The sequence below is a fragment of the Adlercreutzia sp. CNCM I-6215 genome, assembly GCF_977072315.1.
Window position 1 is genome coordinate 68,152 of sequence record NZ_CDRVMA010000015.1, and the last position, 16,368, is coordinate 84,519.

The window sequence follows — 16,368 nt, forward strand, 5'->3', positions numbered from 1 at the left end:
GTGCGCGGTCGCGCGCCCCACCGCGCCCCACCATCCGCATGAGTCGGGCATATCTAGTGGCCATTGTGCGCAATACCTCAATACGAATACAAGATATGGGAAATGCTCGCATTTTCCTTCGGTTACCCTTCCATATCTTGAGGATGACAAGTGGGGTGAAAATAGGGCAAAAGTGGGAGAAAATGTTGCGAAGTGGGGCATTGTGGGGTAATATGCGTGCTGTGGAAAACGACCGAGCGGGATTTCGAAACGCACTCCAAACGAAATCAAATCTCCCTCAAAACGCAGCACGGAAAGGAACACGTGGCCGCCACCGCCGACACCGAAGGGACAAGCGAGCTGCCCCAACATGGGGTAGATCTCAACGGCGAGTTCCATTTCAAGGTTGACGGCAAAGGTCGCATGGCCCTTCCCGCGAAGTTCCGCAAGGTTCTTTCCAAAGATCTCGTGGTGACGCCGGAGCTGACCAACGAGTGCGTGTACGTGTTCGAGACGCCCGATTTCAACGAATGGGTCGAGAAGCTGTTCATCGATCGGTTCGGCGAGTACAAGGAGTCCGACCGCGAGCACGTCAAGCTTCGCCGCGTGCTGAAGAGCCGCGCCCGCGATGTCGAGGTGGACGCCTCGGGGCGCATCATGCTGTCCCCGGAAGTGCGCGCCGCCGTCGGCATCGACAAGGAAGTCGTGGTCGTGGGCAACACGGGCCGCTTCGAGATCTGGGACGCCGACCGCTTCAAGGCCATGAGCGACGAAGTCGATCTGGGGCTGTTCTACAGCTAGGCGGAAAGCGAGCGAACCGTGACAAGCGAATACCGGCACATACCCGTTCTTCTCACCGAATGCATCGACGCCCTCGACCTTCCGGATCATCCGGTGTTCGTGGACGCCACGCTCGGCTTCGCGGGGCACTCCTTCGAGGCGGCCAAGCAATTGGGCGCCGGCGGCCTGCTTATCGGCATCGACCAGGACGAGGTGGCGCTCACTGAGGCCGCCGCGAAGCTGGAGTCGATACCTGCGGGCGATCGTCCCGAGCTCGCGCTTCTGCGCGGCAACTTCGGCGACCTCGATGAGCTGCTCGCGAGTTGCGAGATCCCCGGCATCGACGCGATACTGTTCGACCTGGGCGTCTCATCGGTGCAGATAGACACGCAATCACGTGGCTTCTCCTTCAAGGAGAACGGCCCCCTCGACATGCGGATGGATCCGGGGAAACAAACTCTAACCGCAGAAGAGATCGTCAATACTTACAACGCAGCAGATCTCACTCGGATCATTCGCAGTTACTCGGACGAGAAGTGGGCGAGCCGCATCGCGGACTTCATCGTGAAGGCGCGGGCGGACGCTCCGATAACCGAGAGTGGTCAGCTGGTCGATGTGATCAAGGCGGCTATACCCGCCTCGGCGAGGCGCGCGGGGGGACATCCCGCCAAGCGCACCTTCCAAGCCCTTCGGATTGAAGTCAACTCGGAGCTGACCGTTCTGCGTCGCGGCCTTGACGCGGCGGTACGCTGGCTCAATCCGGGCGGCATCATCGCGGTGATCAGCTACCACTCTTTGGAAGACCGCATCGTGAAGGACATGTTCGCGGATTTCGCGAACCGATGCACCTGCCCGCCGGACATCCCGGTGTGCGTGTGCGGAAAGCAGCCGGTACTCGACCTTATCACCCGCAAGCCTCTGCTGCCCAGCGCGGAGGAAATCGAGCGGAACCCCCGCTCGCGCAGTGCCAAGCTGCGCGTGGCGCGCAAGCGCTAGGGGAGTCGCCCGACAAGAGAACAAAAGCAAGCCCGAGGACGCTGTCATCGGGCTTGTTAAGCCTTAATGGACGCTTGAGCCGCAGAATGAGTGAGGAGGGCCAAGATGAGCGCCGCATCATACTCGCGCACGTCGCGCCCCCGCACCGACCGCGTCTCTTATGGGCGCTCCTCCGCCGGACGCGCCGGCGCTGCCTCCGGCTACCGCGGCGCCCGCTACGTCTCCTCGTCTCTGGCCGAGGAGCTCTCCTTCGAGGAGGCGCCCTCCATCTCGGTGGTGCCCGGTGCCGGTCGCCGCGCCCAGAGCGAGGGCATCTCGGCGGCGGCGCTTTCCCTGGCGAAGGCCTGCGCCGTCATCTGCATCGTCATAGCGCTCATCGCCATGGCCCGCGTGGCCATCACCTCGGCCGCCGCTTCCTGCGCGCTGGAGACGCGCTCGCTGCAGACGAGCATCGAGACCGCCCGGGCCGAGGGCAACGAGCTGGAGGTGTCCCAGAGCGTGCTGGCGAACCCCTCGCGCATCAAGGCCCAGGCCACGGCCCTCGGCATGGCGGCCCCGGCCCCCGAGTGCAGCGAGCAGATCACGCTGTCTCCCGATATCGTCGCCACCGATGGCGCCGGCAGCCTGTCGCTGTCGGAGTCGGTGGCGCGCATGAAGGGGCTCTAATCCCATGGAACGCTACCGCTACCCCGACAAAAGCGGCCGCGGCGGCCGTGCCGATGCCTCGCGCACCGGGCGCGTCCGCGGACGCTCCTTCGACGAGCCCCGGCGCGCCTCCTCGCGCACGGCCCGGGCCTCGGCCTCCTCGCGGGGTCGCGGCTTTGCAGGCGGCAACCGGTCCAGCCGCCCCTCGGGGCGCGCGGGCGCCCCTCGCCCGGCCCGCGCCGGCGTGGGCGCCGCCATCGACGCGGCCATGCCGACGGTCTCCGGGCGCGCCAAGGTGCTGCTGCTGGTTTTCGCGGCCATAGCGGCCGTGTTCTTCCTGCGCTTGGTGTTTCTGCAGGTCATCGTATCGGATCAGTACTCGGCCATGGCCGAGGAGTCCCGCACGGTCAGTTTCGAGACGACGCCGCGCCGCGGCACCATCTACGACCGCAACGGCATCGTGCTGGCCACCTCGGTGGAGGCCACCACCATCTACGCGAACCCCGTGGAGGTGACCGATGCGGCGGCCGAGGCGGCGTCTCTGGCCTCGGTGCTCGGGGGAGATGCGGCCGACTACCGCGAGCTTCTGTCCACCCCTTCCACCACCTTCGTCTACATCAAGCGCCAAGCCGACGTCGATGTGGCCGATAAGGTCAAAGAACTCAAGCTCGACGGCGTCTACTTCATCGCCGACACCCGCCGCGAGTACCCCAACGGCGCCATCGGCGGCCAGGTTATCGGCTACTGCAACGTCGACGGCGAGGGCATCACCGGCCTCGAGCTGCAATACAACGACATCCTCTCCGGCACGCCGGGCACCTACACCGCCGAGCGCGGCGAGCAGGGATTCCCCATTCCTGGCGGTGTGAAGGAGGAGACGCCGGCCGTCAACGGCCAGGACATCATGGTCTCCCTCGACATCAAGCTGCAGGACACCGTGGAACAGGCGCTCGCCGAGGGCGTGAAGGATCTGGAGACCGAGGAGGGCTCGTCCATCGTCATGGATGCCGCCACCGGCGAGATTTACGCCGCGTGCTCGTTGCCCTACATGAACCCGGCCGACATGTCCTCGTCGCAGGTGGGTAGCGAATCGGTGAAGGCCATCACCCAGGCCTACGAGCCCGGTTCCACCTTCAAGTCCGTCTCGGCGCTCACCATCCTGGAGCAGGGGACGATGGGCCCCGAGGACACCATGTTCTGCCCGAGCTCCATCTCCGCCGACGACTACGACGTGTCCGACTCCCACGAGCGCGACGGCGAGACCTACTCGCTGCGCGAGATCCTGAATCACTCGTCGAACGTGGGCATCTCGCTGGCCACGGAACAGGCGGGTTTCGACAAGCTCTACGACAACATCAAGCGCTTCCACTTCACCGAATCCACCGGCGTGGACTATCCCGGCGAGGCGGCCGGCAACGTGCTCGACTTCGACAACTGGGCCAAGATCACGGGCTACAACGTGAGCTTCGGCCAGGGCATCGCGGTGACGCCGCTGCAGATGGCGCGCTTCTACAGCGCCATCGCCAACGATGGGACGCTCGTGACCCCGCACTTCCTCATCTCGAAGCCCCAGAGCGGGGACGTGGCCGAATGGGAAAGCGAGGAGACGGGCGTCGACGAAACGGTGCTCGCCGATATGCGCTCGATGCTGCGCTCGGTAGTCACCGACGGCACGGGAGCCGCCGCCGACATCGAGGGCTACGAGGTCTGCGGCAAGACGTCCACAGCGGAAATCGCCTCGGAAGAGGGCGGATACAAGAAGGAAGTCTACAACATCGGCTTCTGCGGCTTCATTGACAACTCGTCAAGCAATTTAGTTTGTTTTGTAGGAGCCAACGAGGTTTACGCCATGCGCCAGACCACGCAGATCTTCAACGATATAATGGAGAACGCTGTCAAGCAGTACAACATTACTTCGATGCCGTCGAATTAGAGGAACGATACCGTTATGACCAAGACCTGCTCAGAGCTCTTCCAAGGGATGGATTGCACCATCATCGGCAACGGGAACGAGGAGGTGGCAGGGCTGGCGTTCCGCAGCGACGAGGTTCGCCCGAACGATATGTTCTTTTGCATCGTCGGCACCGTCGTCGACGGCCACTCCTTCGCCCAGGACGCCATCGACCGTGGGGCCACCTCGCTGGTGGCCGAGCGCAAGGTGTACCTGGCCGACGCCACCGATGTCACCGAGGTCGTCGTCTCCGACTCGCGCAAGGCCATGGCCTACGCCTCGGCGAACTACTACGACAACCCCTCCCGCGCCTTCTCGCTCGTGGGCATCACGGGCACCAACGGCAAGACCACCACGACCTATCTGGTGGAGCACATCGCGAGTGTGGCCGGCAACCGCTGCGGCGTCATCGGCACCGTGGGCAACAAGATCGCCGGCGCCATGGAGCACGCCGAGCGCACCACGCCGGAGTCGCCCGACCTGCAGAAGCTGTTCGCGCGGATGCGCGACGCGGGCTGCACGGTGGTGGCCATGGAGGTGAGCTCGCACGCGCTCGATCTGCGCCGTACCTGGGACACCGACTTCGCCGTGACGGCGTTCACGAACCTCACCCAGGACCACCTGGACTACCACCACACCTTCGACGACTACTTCGAGGCCAAGGCGCTTCTGTTCTCGAAGGACTACCCGGCCCGCCGCGTCATCTCCATCGACGGCTCCTGGGGGCGCGAGCTTCTGCGCCGCTGCACCGCCGCCGGCGACGAGGTCATCACCACGGGCTTCGACGTCTCCGCCCAGATCCATCCGGTGGAGGTCACCTACGAGGCCGCCCGCACCAAGGCGGTGCTCGAGGTGCGCGGGACGCGCATCGCGGTGGAGTACCCGCTCGTGGGGCGCTTCAACGTGGAGAACGTCATGACGGCCTTCGGCTGCGCGTTGGCCTTAGGGATTCCCGCCCAGATCATCGCCGAGGCCCTGGCCACCATGCCGGCGGTTCCCGGCCGCCTGGAGCGCGTGCGCCCTGCGGTGGACGCGCCGGTGTCGGTGTACGTGGATTACGCCCACACCCCCGACGCGCTCACCAAGGCCATCGCCTCTATCAAGGAGCTCTCACACGGACGCACCATCGTCGTCTTCGGCTGCGGCGGCAACCGCGATGCCACCAAGCGCCCCATCATGGGAGCTGCGGCGCTGGCCGCCGACTACGCCGTGGTGACGAGCGACAACCCGCGCCACGAGGAGCCCGATGCCATCATCGCCGATATCGTGGCGGGTATGGAAGACGCCGAGCGCTTCACCGTGGAGCCCGACCGCCGTAGTGCCATCGCGGCCGCCATCGCGCTCGCACGCCCGGGCGATGCCATTCTCGTGGCCGGCAAGGGCCATGAGGACTACCAGCTCGTGGGCGATGAAGTGCTCTCCTTCGACGACCGCGTTGTGGCGGCTGAGGAGTTGGAGCGCGCCTTCGGCGGTGCGTGTTCGGACTAGGCGAAAGGACTCGGCGTGCGCCTCAACGCAAAACAAATCGCAGCATACACCGGCGGCCAGTTCCTTGTAGACCCCATCGACGCCAGCGCCCTCATGACGGGCATCACCTGGGATTCGCGGGAAGTGCGCCCGGGCTGGCTCTACGTGGCCCTGCCCGGCGAGCGCGTCGACGGCCACGCGTTCGTGGAGGCCGCCCTGCGCGCCGGCGCCGCGGGCGCGCTGGTCACCGATGGCCCCTCGCAATCCTGCGCTCTTTTGGCCCGGGAGCTGGGGGCCGCCATCATCGAGGTGCCCAACACCGCCTCGGCCATCACCGACCTGGCCCGGGCCTGGCGCTCCCATTTGCGGGGCCGCGTCATCGGGCTGACCGGCTCGGTGGGCAAAACCACCACCAAGAACCTCACCCGGGACGTGTGCGCCGCCTACGGCAGCGTGGTGGCCACCAAGGCCAATCAGAACAACGAGCTGGGCGTTCCCCGCACATTGCTCAACGCCGATCCGGAGACGGCCGTGGTCGTCGTTGAGATGGGCATGCGCGGCCGCGGGCAAATTGCCGAGCTGTGCGATTTCGTGCGGCCGGTGTGGGGCCTTATCACCAACGTGGGCGAGAGCCACATCGAGCTTCTGGGCAGTCGGGAGAACATCGCCCGGGCCAAGTCCGAGCTCTTCGAGGCCCTGCCCGCCGGTGTGGGCCGCGCCTTCGCCAACCTGGACGACGACTTCGCCGCCTTTATGGCCGAGCGCGGACGCCTGTCCGAGCGCTCTGTGGCCCTCTCAGGCTTCGCCGGGCATCCCGATGCGGCCCTCCGCGGGGCGCTCGAGCGCGAGAGCGCCGCTTGCGATCAGGCGGTCTGGGCCGAGGACGTGTCGCTGGACGCCGAGGGCCGCCCCCGCTTCACCCTGTGCGCCCGCGATGCCGCCGACCACGACGACGGCGCCCTGTTCGCCACCGTGGAACGCGTGCCCTGCGCGCTCTCCCTCACCGGCGCCCACAACGTGGACAACGCCTGCGCCGCCGCCTCGGTGGGCTTCGCCTTGGGGCTCGATTTGGCCACCATCGCCGCCGCGCTGGGAGCGTCGGTGCCCGAGCCGGGCCGCCAGGAGGTCATCGCCGCCCGCGGCGGCTTCACGGTCATCAACGACGCCTACAACGCGAGCCCCGATTCCATGCGCGCCTCGCTCGCGACCTTCGCCGCCACGGACGTGGCCGGCCGGCGCATCGCCGTGCTCGGCGACATGGGCGAGCTCGGCAGCTTCGCCCCCGCCTGCCACGAGGGCGTCGGCGCCGCCGCTGCCTCGCACCATCTCGATAAGCTCATCTGCATCGGCGAGCTGGCGCGGCATATCGCCGCAGGCGCCGAGGCTGCCGGCATGGACGCGGCGCGCATCAGCCGCGCCGACACCGTCGCCGACGTGCTGGAGGAGCTGGACGCGCTGCTCGAGCCGGGCGACGCCGTGCTCGTGAAGGCCTCGCACTTCATGGGCCTTACCCGTATCGTCGAAGGATTGGTCAACTGATGTTCTCTCTGTTCTCCGCCTACCCCACGTTCACGATCTTCCTCGGCGTGGCCATCGCCATGGTGATCACCATGGTGCTCATGCCCGCCTGGATCCGCTTTCTGAAGACGAGCCACATCGGCCAGCAGGTGCGCGCCGACGGCCCCCAGAGCCATCTGGTGAAGCAGGGAACCCCCACTATGGGCGGCGTCATCATGCTCATCGCCGTCATCGTCTTCACCTTGCTCGCCTCGGTGGGCGCCCCTACCGCGGAGCTGTGGCTTCTGCTCGGCGCCACGGTGGCCACCGGTATCCTCGGGCTCATCGATGATGCTTCGAAGGTGGCCCACGAGCGATCGCTTGGGCTCACGCCCAAGGCGAAGCTGATCGGCCAGTTTCTCATCGCCGCCGTTTTCGTGCTGGTGGCGGTGAACCTGCTCGGTATCAAGCCCACCGTGGAGATCCCGTTTGTGGCCACCCTCGATTTGGGCGTGCTCACCACGGTGGTGCCCGTGGGCGACGGCATCGCCATTCCCTGGCTCTACCTTATCTACTGCCTTATCCTGCTCGTGGGGCTCTGCAACGCCGTGAACCTCACCGACGGGCTTGACGGTTTGGCCGCGGGCACGGTCATGGTGGTCATGCTCGTCATGGCCGCCATCGCCTTCCGCGCGGGCGTGCTTGAGCCGGCCCTGTTCGCCGGGGCGCTCGCCGGCGCCTGCATCGGCTTCCTTTGGTTCAACTCGCATCCCGCCGACATCTTCATGGGCGACACCGGCTCGCTCGCCCTCGGCATGGCGCTCGGGTGCCTCGCCGTGGTGACCAAGACGGAGTTCGTCGTCATCATCATCGGCGGCCTGTTCGTGGCCGAGGCGCTCTCGGTCATGATCCAGGTGTTCTACTACAAAAAGACCAAAAAGCGCATCTTCCTCATGGCGCCTCTGCACCATCATTTCGAGAAGAAGGGCTGGTCGGAGACGAAGGTGGTCGTGCGCTTCTGGATCGTTTCGGGCATGCTGGCCGCCTGCGGCTTTGTGCTGTACTTCGCGACGACGCTGGGGGCGTAGAGGCAATGGCTAGGGAAGGCATGGAAAACGTGGAGATGATCGCCGGCAAGAAACACGCCCCGAAGAACCTCGGGCGCGTGCTTATCTTAGGGCTGGGAAAGTCGGGCACAGCGGCGGCGGAGTACTGCTTGGATGCGCTGGGCAGCCGCGTGGAGACGCTGGCCGTGGCCGCCGGCGCGCCGGGCGAGGCGGCGCTGGTCTGGGCCGAGGGCGCCCGCGAGCGCGGGGCCGTGGTGCTCTTCGACCACGAGACCATCGAAGGCGCCTACGATTTGTGCATCGCGAGCCCCGGCATTTCCGAGAACTCCCCGTTCTATCGGAGCGCCGCTGCGGCCTCCGCCGAGGTGATCAGCGAGGTGGAATTCGCCTGGCGCGAGAGCGACGCTTCCTCGAAGTGGGTCGCCATCACTGGCACCAACGGCAAGACCACTACGACCGCGCTCACCTGCCATTTGCTGCGGGAGGCGGGCATGAACGCGGCCGCCGTGGGCAACATCGGCGAGACTTGCATCGATGCGGTGGCCGCCGGGAACACCGACGTGTACGTGGCGGAGACCTCCAGCTACCAGCTGGCCTCGACGCGCCTGTTCGCGCCGGATGTGGCCGTGGTGCTCAACATCACGCCGGATCATCTTTCCTGGCATGGCAGCCTTGAGGCCTACGCCGCGGCCAAGTGGAAGGTGCTCGCCAATCTGGGCGTCAGCGGCGGTGTGGCCGTGCTCGATGCCTGCGACGACGCCGTGCGCGCGAAGATCCGCGAGCTGCGGGCCCGAGGCGGCGTTCCCTTCCGTTACATCCCTATCGGGGGCGCCTCCGGTCTCGGCGCCGACATGCGCGCCACCTGCGGCACTGGCGCCGCCGCCTTCCGCGGCGACGGCGGTCAGCTCGTCGTGGCGTGGGACGGCCGCGTCTCCGACCTCGTTTTCGTGGACGATCTCCAGATCAAGGGCGGCCACAACCAACAGAACGCCCTGGCCGCCGCCGCATGCGCGCTCGTACTGGGCGCCACGGACACGGCGGTGGGCGAGGGTCTGCTCACCTTCCGCCCCCTGGAGCATCGCATCGAGCCGGCAGGGCTCGTGGACGGCGTGGCCTGCTACAACGATTCGAAGGCCACCAACGTGGACGCCACGCTGGTGGCGCTCACCGCCTTTCTGCCGACGCGCCCCATCGTGCTGCTCGGCGGCCGCGACAAGGGCACCGATTTGGCCCCGCTCGTGGCGGCCTGCGAAGAGAACGCCCGGGCCGTGGTCTGCTTCGGCGAGGCCCGCGAGCGGTTCCTGGCGGCTTTCGCGGGCTCGGGGGTCTCCCCAGTGCTCTCCGCCGGCACGATGGAGGAGGCGCTCGATGCGGCTCTTTCCATCGCCGAGGACGGGGACGTGGTCGTGCTCTCGCCGGCCTGCGCCTCCTTCGACGAGTTTAGCTGCTTCGAGGAGCGGGGCGACGTGTTCAAGCGCCTCGTGGCCGACCGGGCCGGGAAGGCCTAGGCCTTTGAGCCGCTCCTCCCGACATAGCGAGACGTCCGCGGGCCCCTCCAGTCAGGGGCCTCGCGTTCTGCTGCTTCTGTGTGTGCTGGCGCTTGTGCTGGTGGGGCTCGTCATGGTGTATTCCGCCTCCATGGTGAAGGCGCTGGATGCCGGCAAGCCGGCGACGGACTTCTTCACCGACCAGCTCCTATATGTGGCTTTTGGCGCGGCCTGCGCCCTCTTCTTGTGGAAAGTCGTGCCCTACCGCTTCTGGGTGGGGCCGATTGTATGGGCCGTGTGGGCCGTGGCCGTGGCGCTCATCTTCGCCGTGTGGCTCGCTGGCACCGACCATTACGGCGCCCAGCGCTGGCTCTATATCGGGCCTGTCGGGCTGCAGCCCTCGGAGTTCTGCAAGATCGCCTTCATCCTGGTGGCCGTGCGCCTCGTCGTCGATTGGCGGGCGGGGCTCGTGGAGAGCCGGGCCACCATGGTGCGCGCGCTCATCTTCATCATCGCCCCCATCGCGCTCATGTACCGCACCCAGTCCGATTTGGGTACTACGGCCATCTGCTTCGTGGGCATTCTCGCCGTCATGTGGATGGGCGGGGTATCGCGCCGGGTCATCTTCGCCTGTCTGGGCGTGGCCGTGCTCGGCGGTCTCGTGGCCATCTTCGGCACCGGCTACCGTTCCGACCGCCTCGTGTTCATGGATCCGTGGAACGACGGGGAGGGCGGCTACGGCACCGGCTACAACATCATCCGCTCCTACTACGCGCTGGCCGAGGGCGGTATCTTCGGCGTGGGGCTCGGCAATTCCCATGAGAAGTTCCAGTACCTGTTCGCCTCGGAGAGCGACTTCATCTTCGCCGTCATCGGCGAGGAGCTGGGGCTTGTGGGGGCGCTCTTCGTCATCGGGCTGTTCTTTTGCGTGCTGTATGCGGGGCTCGCCATCGCCGAGCGGGCGGCCGACGACATCGGTGCCATGATCGCCGGCGGTGCCACGGTGATGCTCGTGTTCCAGGCGTTTCTGAACATCGCCTGCGTCATCGGCGTGTTTCCCACGACGGGAAAGCCGCTGCCCTTCATCTCCTCGGGCGGCACGTCTATGATCGCCTCGTTCATCTTGGTGGGGCTCGTGCTCTCCGTGTCCGCGGCGCCGGCCGCCCCGTCCGTCTACGAGCAGCGCCGGGCCGATCTGCGCCTCGTGCGCCGGGAGCCGGCGCCCCCTGCGCCGTCGGGCCGAACGCGGTCGCGGGAGTCTTTGCGCTCGCGTTCCGCGGGCGCCTCGAGTCGTAGCGGATCCGGTCGCATCGATGCTTCGGCCCGATCCCGCTCCGCGCGCCCATCTAACCGTTCCAATTACAGGAGGTAAGCTCATGCTGGCCGTTCTTTCCGGCGGAGGCACCGCCGGGCATATCAACCCCGCCCTCGCTCTGGCCGACGAGCTGGTAAGCCGCGGCTGGGACGTGCGCTTCGCCGGCACCCCCGGCGGGGTGGAGTCGCGCCTCGTGCCCGCCGCCGGCATCCCGTTCACGGCCTTCGAGGCCTCAGGGTTCGACCGATCGCATCCGGCCTCCCTCGCGAAGGGCGTGGCGAAGATCGCCGCCTCCACGGGCAAGGCGAAAAAGTGGTTTGCCGACATCAAGCCCGACGTCGTCGTGGGTTTTGGCGGGTACGTGTGCATTCCCGTGGCCCGAGCGGCCGAGAAGACCGGCGTGCCCGTGGTGCTGCACGAGCAGAATTCCGTGGCGGGTATGGCAAACAAGTATCTGGCCCGGCGGGCTGACGCCGTCTGCGTGACCTACGAGTGCTCGGCGGAGAGCCTGGGCGCGGCCGCGCCGGTCACCGTGACGGGCAATCCCGTGCGCCGTTCGGTCATCGAGGCCGATCGCGCCGCGGGCCGGGCGATGTTCGACCTTGCCGAGGATGATTTCATGCTGCTCGTCTTCGGCGGGTCTTTGGGCGCGCGCCACATCAACGAGGCCGTCGTCGCCCTGAAAGACGAGCTGCTCGCGCGCCCGAATCTGCACATCGTGCACATCACGGGCCCCAAGGAGCTGGATGCGGTGACCGAGGCGCTGGCGCTCACGGATGACGAGGCGCGCCGCTGGCACCTTCTGGGCTACCAGGATCGCATGGGGGAGACTTTGGCCGCGGCCGACGCCATCGTGTCGCGCGCCGGGGCCACCTCGCTTGCGGAGATTTCCGCGCTGGCCATTCCGGCCCTGCTCGTGCCCTATCCCTTCGCCACGGCGGACCATCAGACCACCAACGCCCGCGCGTGGGTGGAATCGGGCGCCGCGTTCATGATGCCCGACGACGAGCTGGGAAGCGACGAGTTCAAAGCCAAGCTCTTCGCGCTCATCGACGACGCGTCGGTGCGCGAGGGCATGGTCGCGGCGGCCCGGGCCCAGAAGACCGGCGAGGCGGCGGCCGCCTTGGCAGATGTTGTGGTCGGCGTCGCCACGGCGCGCTGATGCTTTACAATAGCGGGATTGCAACGAGGACGAAAGGCGAGGCGACGTGAATAGCGAACAAGAGCAGCTTCACTTTATCGGGGTCGGCGGCGTTGGCATGAGCGGTATCGCCCGGGTCGCCCACGACCAGGGCATGGCCGTGTCGGGCTCGGACATCAAGGAGAGCCGCTACACCAAGCAGCTGCGCGATGCGGGGGTCACCGTGTTCATCGGCCAGGACGGCGCGAACATCCCCGACGGCGACGTGACGGTGGTCGTCTCCACGGCCATCCTGGAGAACAACCCCGAGCTCATCGAGGCGCGCCGGCGCAACCTTCCCATCGTGCACCGCGCCCAGATGCTCGCTCGCCTCGGGCGCGATCTGGACACGCTGGCCGTGGCGGGCACCCATGGGAAGACGACGACCTCTTCCATGCTCGCCAGCACGCTGGACGCCATGGGCTACGATCCCACCTTCCTCATCGGCGGCATCGTGCGGGCCTACGGCACCAACGCCCATTCCGGGCGCGGCCGCTCCTACGTGGTGGAGGCCGACGAGTCCGACAAGTCCTTCACCTACCTCTCCCCGGCGGCGGCCATCGTCACGAACATCGAGGCGGATCACCTGGACCACTACGAGGGACTCGAGGAGATTTACGCCCAGTTCGCCGCGTTCCTCTCCGGGGTGCGAGAGGGCGGTCCCATCGTCGTGTGCGGCGATGACCCGAAATTGGTGGAAGTGGCCCGCGGCACCGGGCGCACCGTGACCACCTACGGCTTTTCCGAGGACTGCGACGCCCGCATCCTGGCCACGGAGGCCCAGGGCGTGGGCACCCGCTTCACCCTGCGGCTACCCGACGGGCGCGTGGTGGCCAGCCGCATCAAGCAGAACCCGGGCCTGCACAACGTCTCCAATGGTGCCGCGGTGCTGACGCTCATCTCGCTTCTGGGCCTCGATGTCGATCTGGCGGCCGAGAAGCTGCAGGAGTTCGCCGGCGTTCGTCGCCGCTTCGACCTTATCGGCGAGGCCGGCGGGGTCACGGTGGTGGACGACTACGCCCATCACCCCACGGAGATCGCCGCCACCATCAAGGCGGCCAAGGCCCTGGATTTCAACCGTGTGCACGTGCTGTTCCAGCCGCACCGCTATTCCCGCGTCGCCCTGTTCACCGATATCATGCGCGACGAGTTCGGCAGCGCCTTCGACGAAGCGGACACCGTCACCTTCATGGACGTGTACTCCGCCGGCGAGGCGCCGGTGCCGGGCGTTACCGGCAAGACCTTCTTGAACGTGGTCACCGACCATGGGCATCCCCATGCCGTCTTCGTGCCGCGCCGCATCGACACGGTGCCCCATATGCTGGAAGTGGCCGAGCCCGGTGACCTCGTCATCACCATGGGCGCGGGGGACGTGACCGCCATCGCGCCACAGCTTGTGGACGAGCTGGGCCGCTAAGGGAGCCCCATGGCCCGTCACGCCTCGCCCGTGCAATCGCTGCTTGTGGACGACCGCTTCGACGGCGACGTCTACGCCCACGAGCCCTTAAGTCGCCACACCACCTACCGCATCGGAGGCCCGGCGCGCTTCTTCGTGCGCGCGAATTCCGTGGGGGCGCTCACGGGGCTGGTGGACGTCTGCGCGGCCGAGGGCACGCCTTGGGTCGTGCTCGGCCGCGGCTCCAATGTGCTCGTGGCCGATGCGGGATTCGCCGGCGTGGCCATTGTGCTCGGCCGCGACTTCCGCACCCTGCGCTTCGATGATGACCGCTTTATCGTGGGCGCGGGCGCCTCGCTCTCTGCAGTGGTGCAGGAGGCCTTCAAGCGCGCTATCGGCGGTTTCGAGTTCGCCGTTGGTACTCCGGGTACCGTGGGCGGCGCCCTGCGCATGAACGCCGGCACGGCTGACGAGTGGATAGGCCAGCGCGTCGTCTCCGTCACCACCTACCGGCCCGGGCGCGGCCTGGCCCGACGACGCGGCGACGAGATCTCCTGGGGCTACCGCGCGAGTTCCTTTGCGGCGGACGAGGTGATTCTGGAATGCGAGCTGGCCGCCGAGGCCGCCGATCCCTATCGGGTGCGCGACAAGATGGAGGGCAACCTCGCCCGGCGCAAGGGCTGCCAGCCGCTTTCCGAGCCCACCTGCGGCAGCGTGTTCAAGAACCCCGAGGGGGGATCGGCCGGGCGCCTCATCGAGGGGGCGGGATGCAAGGGCGCCGAGGTGGGCGGTGCGAAAGTGTCCGAGCTGCACGGCAACTTCATAGTGAACCGCGGTGGCGCCACGGCCGCCGACGTGCGCGCGCTCATGGAACAGGTGCGCGCCGCCGTGCTTGAGAGCACCGGCGTCGAGCTTGTGCCCGAGGTGCGCATGCTGGGCTTCGACGAAGATTTCCCGAGTGCGCGCGGTGCCGACGAGGCATTTGGCGACGAGTGCGCGCGCGGTGCCGCTGGCGGCACGTCTGCTGGCACGGGCGCGAGCGTTGCCTCTACGGCGGGCTCCGCGCCTTCTACCGGCGAGCGCGGCACGCCTTCCGCTGACGCGGCCGCTGGCGAGACTGCTGGCGAGGTTGGCGCGCTTTCCACAGGCGAGGGGCGCGACGAGGACGGTCGCCGTGGCTAGGAGATCGAGCAACCGCAACGTCTCGGTTCCCCGGGGCTCCACCTCGCGGGGGAGTGCGCGCGGAGGCGTTTCGCGCAGCGCCTCGCCGTCGCGGCGCCCCGCGTCGGCCCCGATGCGCCCGGCTTCGTCCCGACCTGCCCCGTCCGTGCGCCCGACCTCGCGCGCACATTTCGGCTCGGCGGCATCTTCGGCGGCCGGCCGCTCTGCCGGCGGTCGCGCCTCGGGCGCGCGCCCCGCGCCCCGCACGGTGACGACATCGGTGCGCCTGGGGGACTTGCCCGCGTCTCGTGGCGACCGCCGCGCGCCGGCGGCCCGGGCCATCGCCCGCCCGAAGCGCTCCGGCGCCTTCAAAGCCTTTATCGTGGCGCTTGTGCTCGTCTGCGTGCTGGGCATCACCTATGCGGCCCTCTATTTCAGCGGGGCCTTCGCCATCACGTCGGTGAAGGTCAACGGCGCCGACCACATCACCAACGACGAGATGGCCATCCTCGCCGCCGTGCCTCAGGGTACGACGCTTCTGAACGTGGACACGTCTTCGGTGGCCAACAGCGTCGACCGCGACGCCTGGGTCGCCGACGTGTCCGTGAACCGCATCTTCCCCGATACGCTGGAGATCAACGTCACCGAGCGCGAGATCGCCGCCATCGTGGAAGTGGCGGCCGACAACGCGAAGGTCACCCAGATGTGGGCCATCGCCTCCGACGGCATGTGGCTCATGGAGATTCCCGCCCGCGATTCCGAACTTGGTGCCACCATTTCTCCGCAGATCTACGAGGACGCCGACCGGGTGCTGCATATCACCGGCGTGCCTTTCGGCCTCACGCCCGAGGTGGGCACCTACTGCGCCGACGGCAACGTGAACAACGCCCTGGCCATCTTGGACGGCCTTTCCACGGAACTTGCCGAGCAGGTAAAGACGGTGACGGCCACCGACGCCGCCTCCACGTGCCTGACCTTGGACAACGGCATCGAGATCGCCTTCGGCACCGCCGAGGATATCCGCGACAAGGAACGCATCGTCCTGCAGATCATGGCCGACAACCCCGGCAAAGTCTCCTACATCAACGTCCGCGTCCCCGACCGCCCCACCTGGCGCGCCGTCTAGGAGGTTTCGCTCGCCCTACGGGACGAACGTCCCTGCCGACGCTGCGCGCCCGACAGGCACCGGTTGGCTTCTCCCTGACTTCCTCGGGCGAAACCGTGAGCGATCTTTCCCGTAGGGGGCGACCTTGGTCGCCCCTCCCAACCGCGTCTACCGAGCAGGTGTCGCGGTCTTCGGTCGGCGAACACCCCCGTTTTTGCAGCAAATCGCGAGTTGTAAGCGTCTAGGGGGTGCGGACTCCAAGTTGGACACCCAGGTGTCCGGAAGGGAGTTCGAATGTACGACAAGAGGGCCAAGCAGGATGCGCTGGATCTGTGGTTCTCG

At 67.2% G+C, this 16,368-nt stretch carries 13 protein-coding genes; all 13 read left to right on the forward strand.

Annotated elements, in window-relative coordinates:
* Positions 1 to 303 precede the first annotated feature (303 nt).
* The 13 genes from ACW4LP_RS11065 to ACW4LP_RS11125 all read left to right on the forward strand — a co-directional run bounded on the left by ACW4LP_RS11065 (position 304) and on the right by ACW4LP_RS11125 (position 16,047).
* On the forward strand, positions 304 to 780 hold the full coding sequence (locus ACW4LP_RS11065) for a division/cell wall cluster transcriptional repressor MraZ (RefSeq protein WP_022740289.1): 477 nt from the start codon (positions 304 to 306) through the stop codon (positions 778 to 780).
* A gap of 18 nt (positions 781 to 798) precedes the next feature.
* Positions 799 to 1,755 carry a 16S rRNA (cytosine(1402)-N(4))-methyltransferase RsmH gene (rsmH, locus tag ACW4LP_RS11070; protein ID WP_114539922.1) on the forward strand — a complete coding sequence of 319 codons (957 nt, stop codon included), beginning with the start codon at positions 799 to 801 and terminating at the stop codon, positions 1,753 to 1,755.
* A gap of 105 nt (positions 1,756 to 1,860) precedes the next feature.
* On the forward strand, positions 1,861 to 2,421 hold the full coding sequence (locus ACW4LP_RS11075) for a cell division protein FtsL (RefSeq protein WP_114539921.1): 561 nt from the start codon (positions 1,861 to 1,863) through the stop codon (positions 2,419 to 2,421).
* 4 nt (positions 2,422 to 2,425) lie between these two features.
* On the forward strand, positions 2,426 to 4,333 hold the full coding sequence (locus tag ACW4LP_RS11080) for a peptidoglycan D,D-transpeptidase FtsI family protein (protein ID WP_232325587.1): 1,908 nt from the start codon (positions 2,426 to 2,428) through the stop codon (positions 4,331 to 4,333).
* Positions 4,334 to 4,348: 15 nt separating this feature from the next.
* Entirely contained in the window at positions 4,349 to 5,839 is a 1,491-nt protein-coding gene (locus ACW4LP_RS11085; RefSeq protein ID WP_114539920.1) for a UDP-N-acetylmuramoyl-L-alanyl-D-glutamate--2,6-diaminopimelate ligase, read from the forward strand.
* Between the two features lie 15 nt (positions 5,840 to 5,854).
* A complete protein-coding gene (locus tag ACW4LP_RS11090; protein ID WP_114539919.1) occupies positions 5,855 to 7,357 on the forward strand; it encodes a UDP-N-acetylmuramoyl-tripeptide--D-alanyl-D-alanine ligase in 1,503 nt (500 codons plus the stop codon).
* Positions 7,357 to 8,403: a phospho-N-acetylmuramoyl-pentapeptide-transferase gene (gene mraY / locus ACW4LP_RS11095; protein WP_443613040.1), complete on the forward strand. Its 1,047-nt coding sequence runs from the start codon at positions 7,357 to 7,359 to the stop codon at positions 8,401 to 8,403. The genes ACW4LP_RS11090 and mraY overlap by 1 nt, the downstream gene beginning before the upstream one ends.
* A gap of 20 nt (positions 8,404 to 8,423) precedes the next feature.
* On the forward strand, positions 8,424 to 9,890 hold the full coding sequence (murD, locus tag ACW4LP_RS11100) for a UDP-N-acetylmuramoyl-L-alanine--D-glutamate ligase (protein WP_114539917.1): 1,467 nt from the start codon (positions 8,424 to 8,426) through the stop codon (positions 9,888 to 9,890).
* 4 nt (positions 9,891 to 9,894) lie between these two features.
* On the forward strand, positions 9,895 to 11,241 hold the full coding sequence (locus tag ACW4LP_RS11105) for an FtsW/RodA/SpoVE family cell cycle protein (protein ID WP_455803815.1): 1,347 nt from the start codon (positions 9,895 to 9,897) through the stop codon (positions 11,239 to 11,241).
* A 4-nt stretch (positions 11,242 to 11,245) separates the two neighbouring features.
* Positions 11,246 to 12,346, forward strand: coding sequence for an undecaprenyldiphospho-muramoylpentapeptide beta-N-acetylglucosaminyltransferase (gene murG, locus ACW4LP_RS11110; protein WP_114539916.1), 1,101 nt, complete (start codon positions 11,246 to 11,248; stop codon positions 12,344 to 12,346).
* A 46-nt stretch (positions 12,347 to 12,392) separates the two neighbouring features.
* Positions 12,393 to 13,781 carry a UDP-N-acetylmuramate--L-alanine ligase gene (gene murC / locus ACW4LP_RS11115; RefSeq protein ID WP_173112451.1) on the forward strand — a complete coding sequence of 463 codons (1,389 nt, stop codon included), beginning with the start codon at positions 12,393 to 12,395 and terminating at the stop codon, positions 13,779 to 13,781.
* Between the two features lie 9 nt (positions 13,782 to 13,790).
* Positions 13,791 to 14,942: a UDP-N-acetylmuramate dehydrogenase gene (murB, locus tag ACW4LP_RS11120; protein WP_157012229.1), complete on the forward strand. Its 1,152-nt coding sequence runs from the start codon at positions 13,791 to 13,793 to the stop codon at positions 14,940 to 14,942.
* Positions 14,935 to 16,047: a cell division protein FtsQ/DivIB gene (locus ACW4LP_RS11125; RefSeq protein ID WP_455803816.1), complete on the forward strand. Its 1,113-nt coding sequence runs from the start codon at positions 14,935 to 14,937 to the stop codon at positions 16,045 to 16,047. Before murB ends, ACW4LP_RS11125 begins: the two co-directional genes overlap by 8 nt.
* Positions 16,048 to 16,368 lie beyond the last annotated feature (321 nt).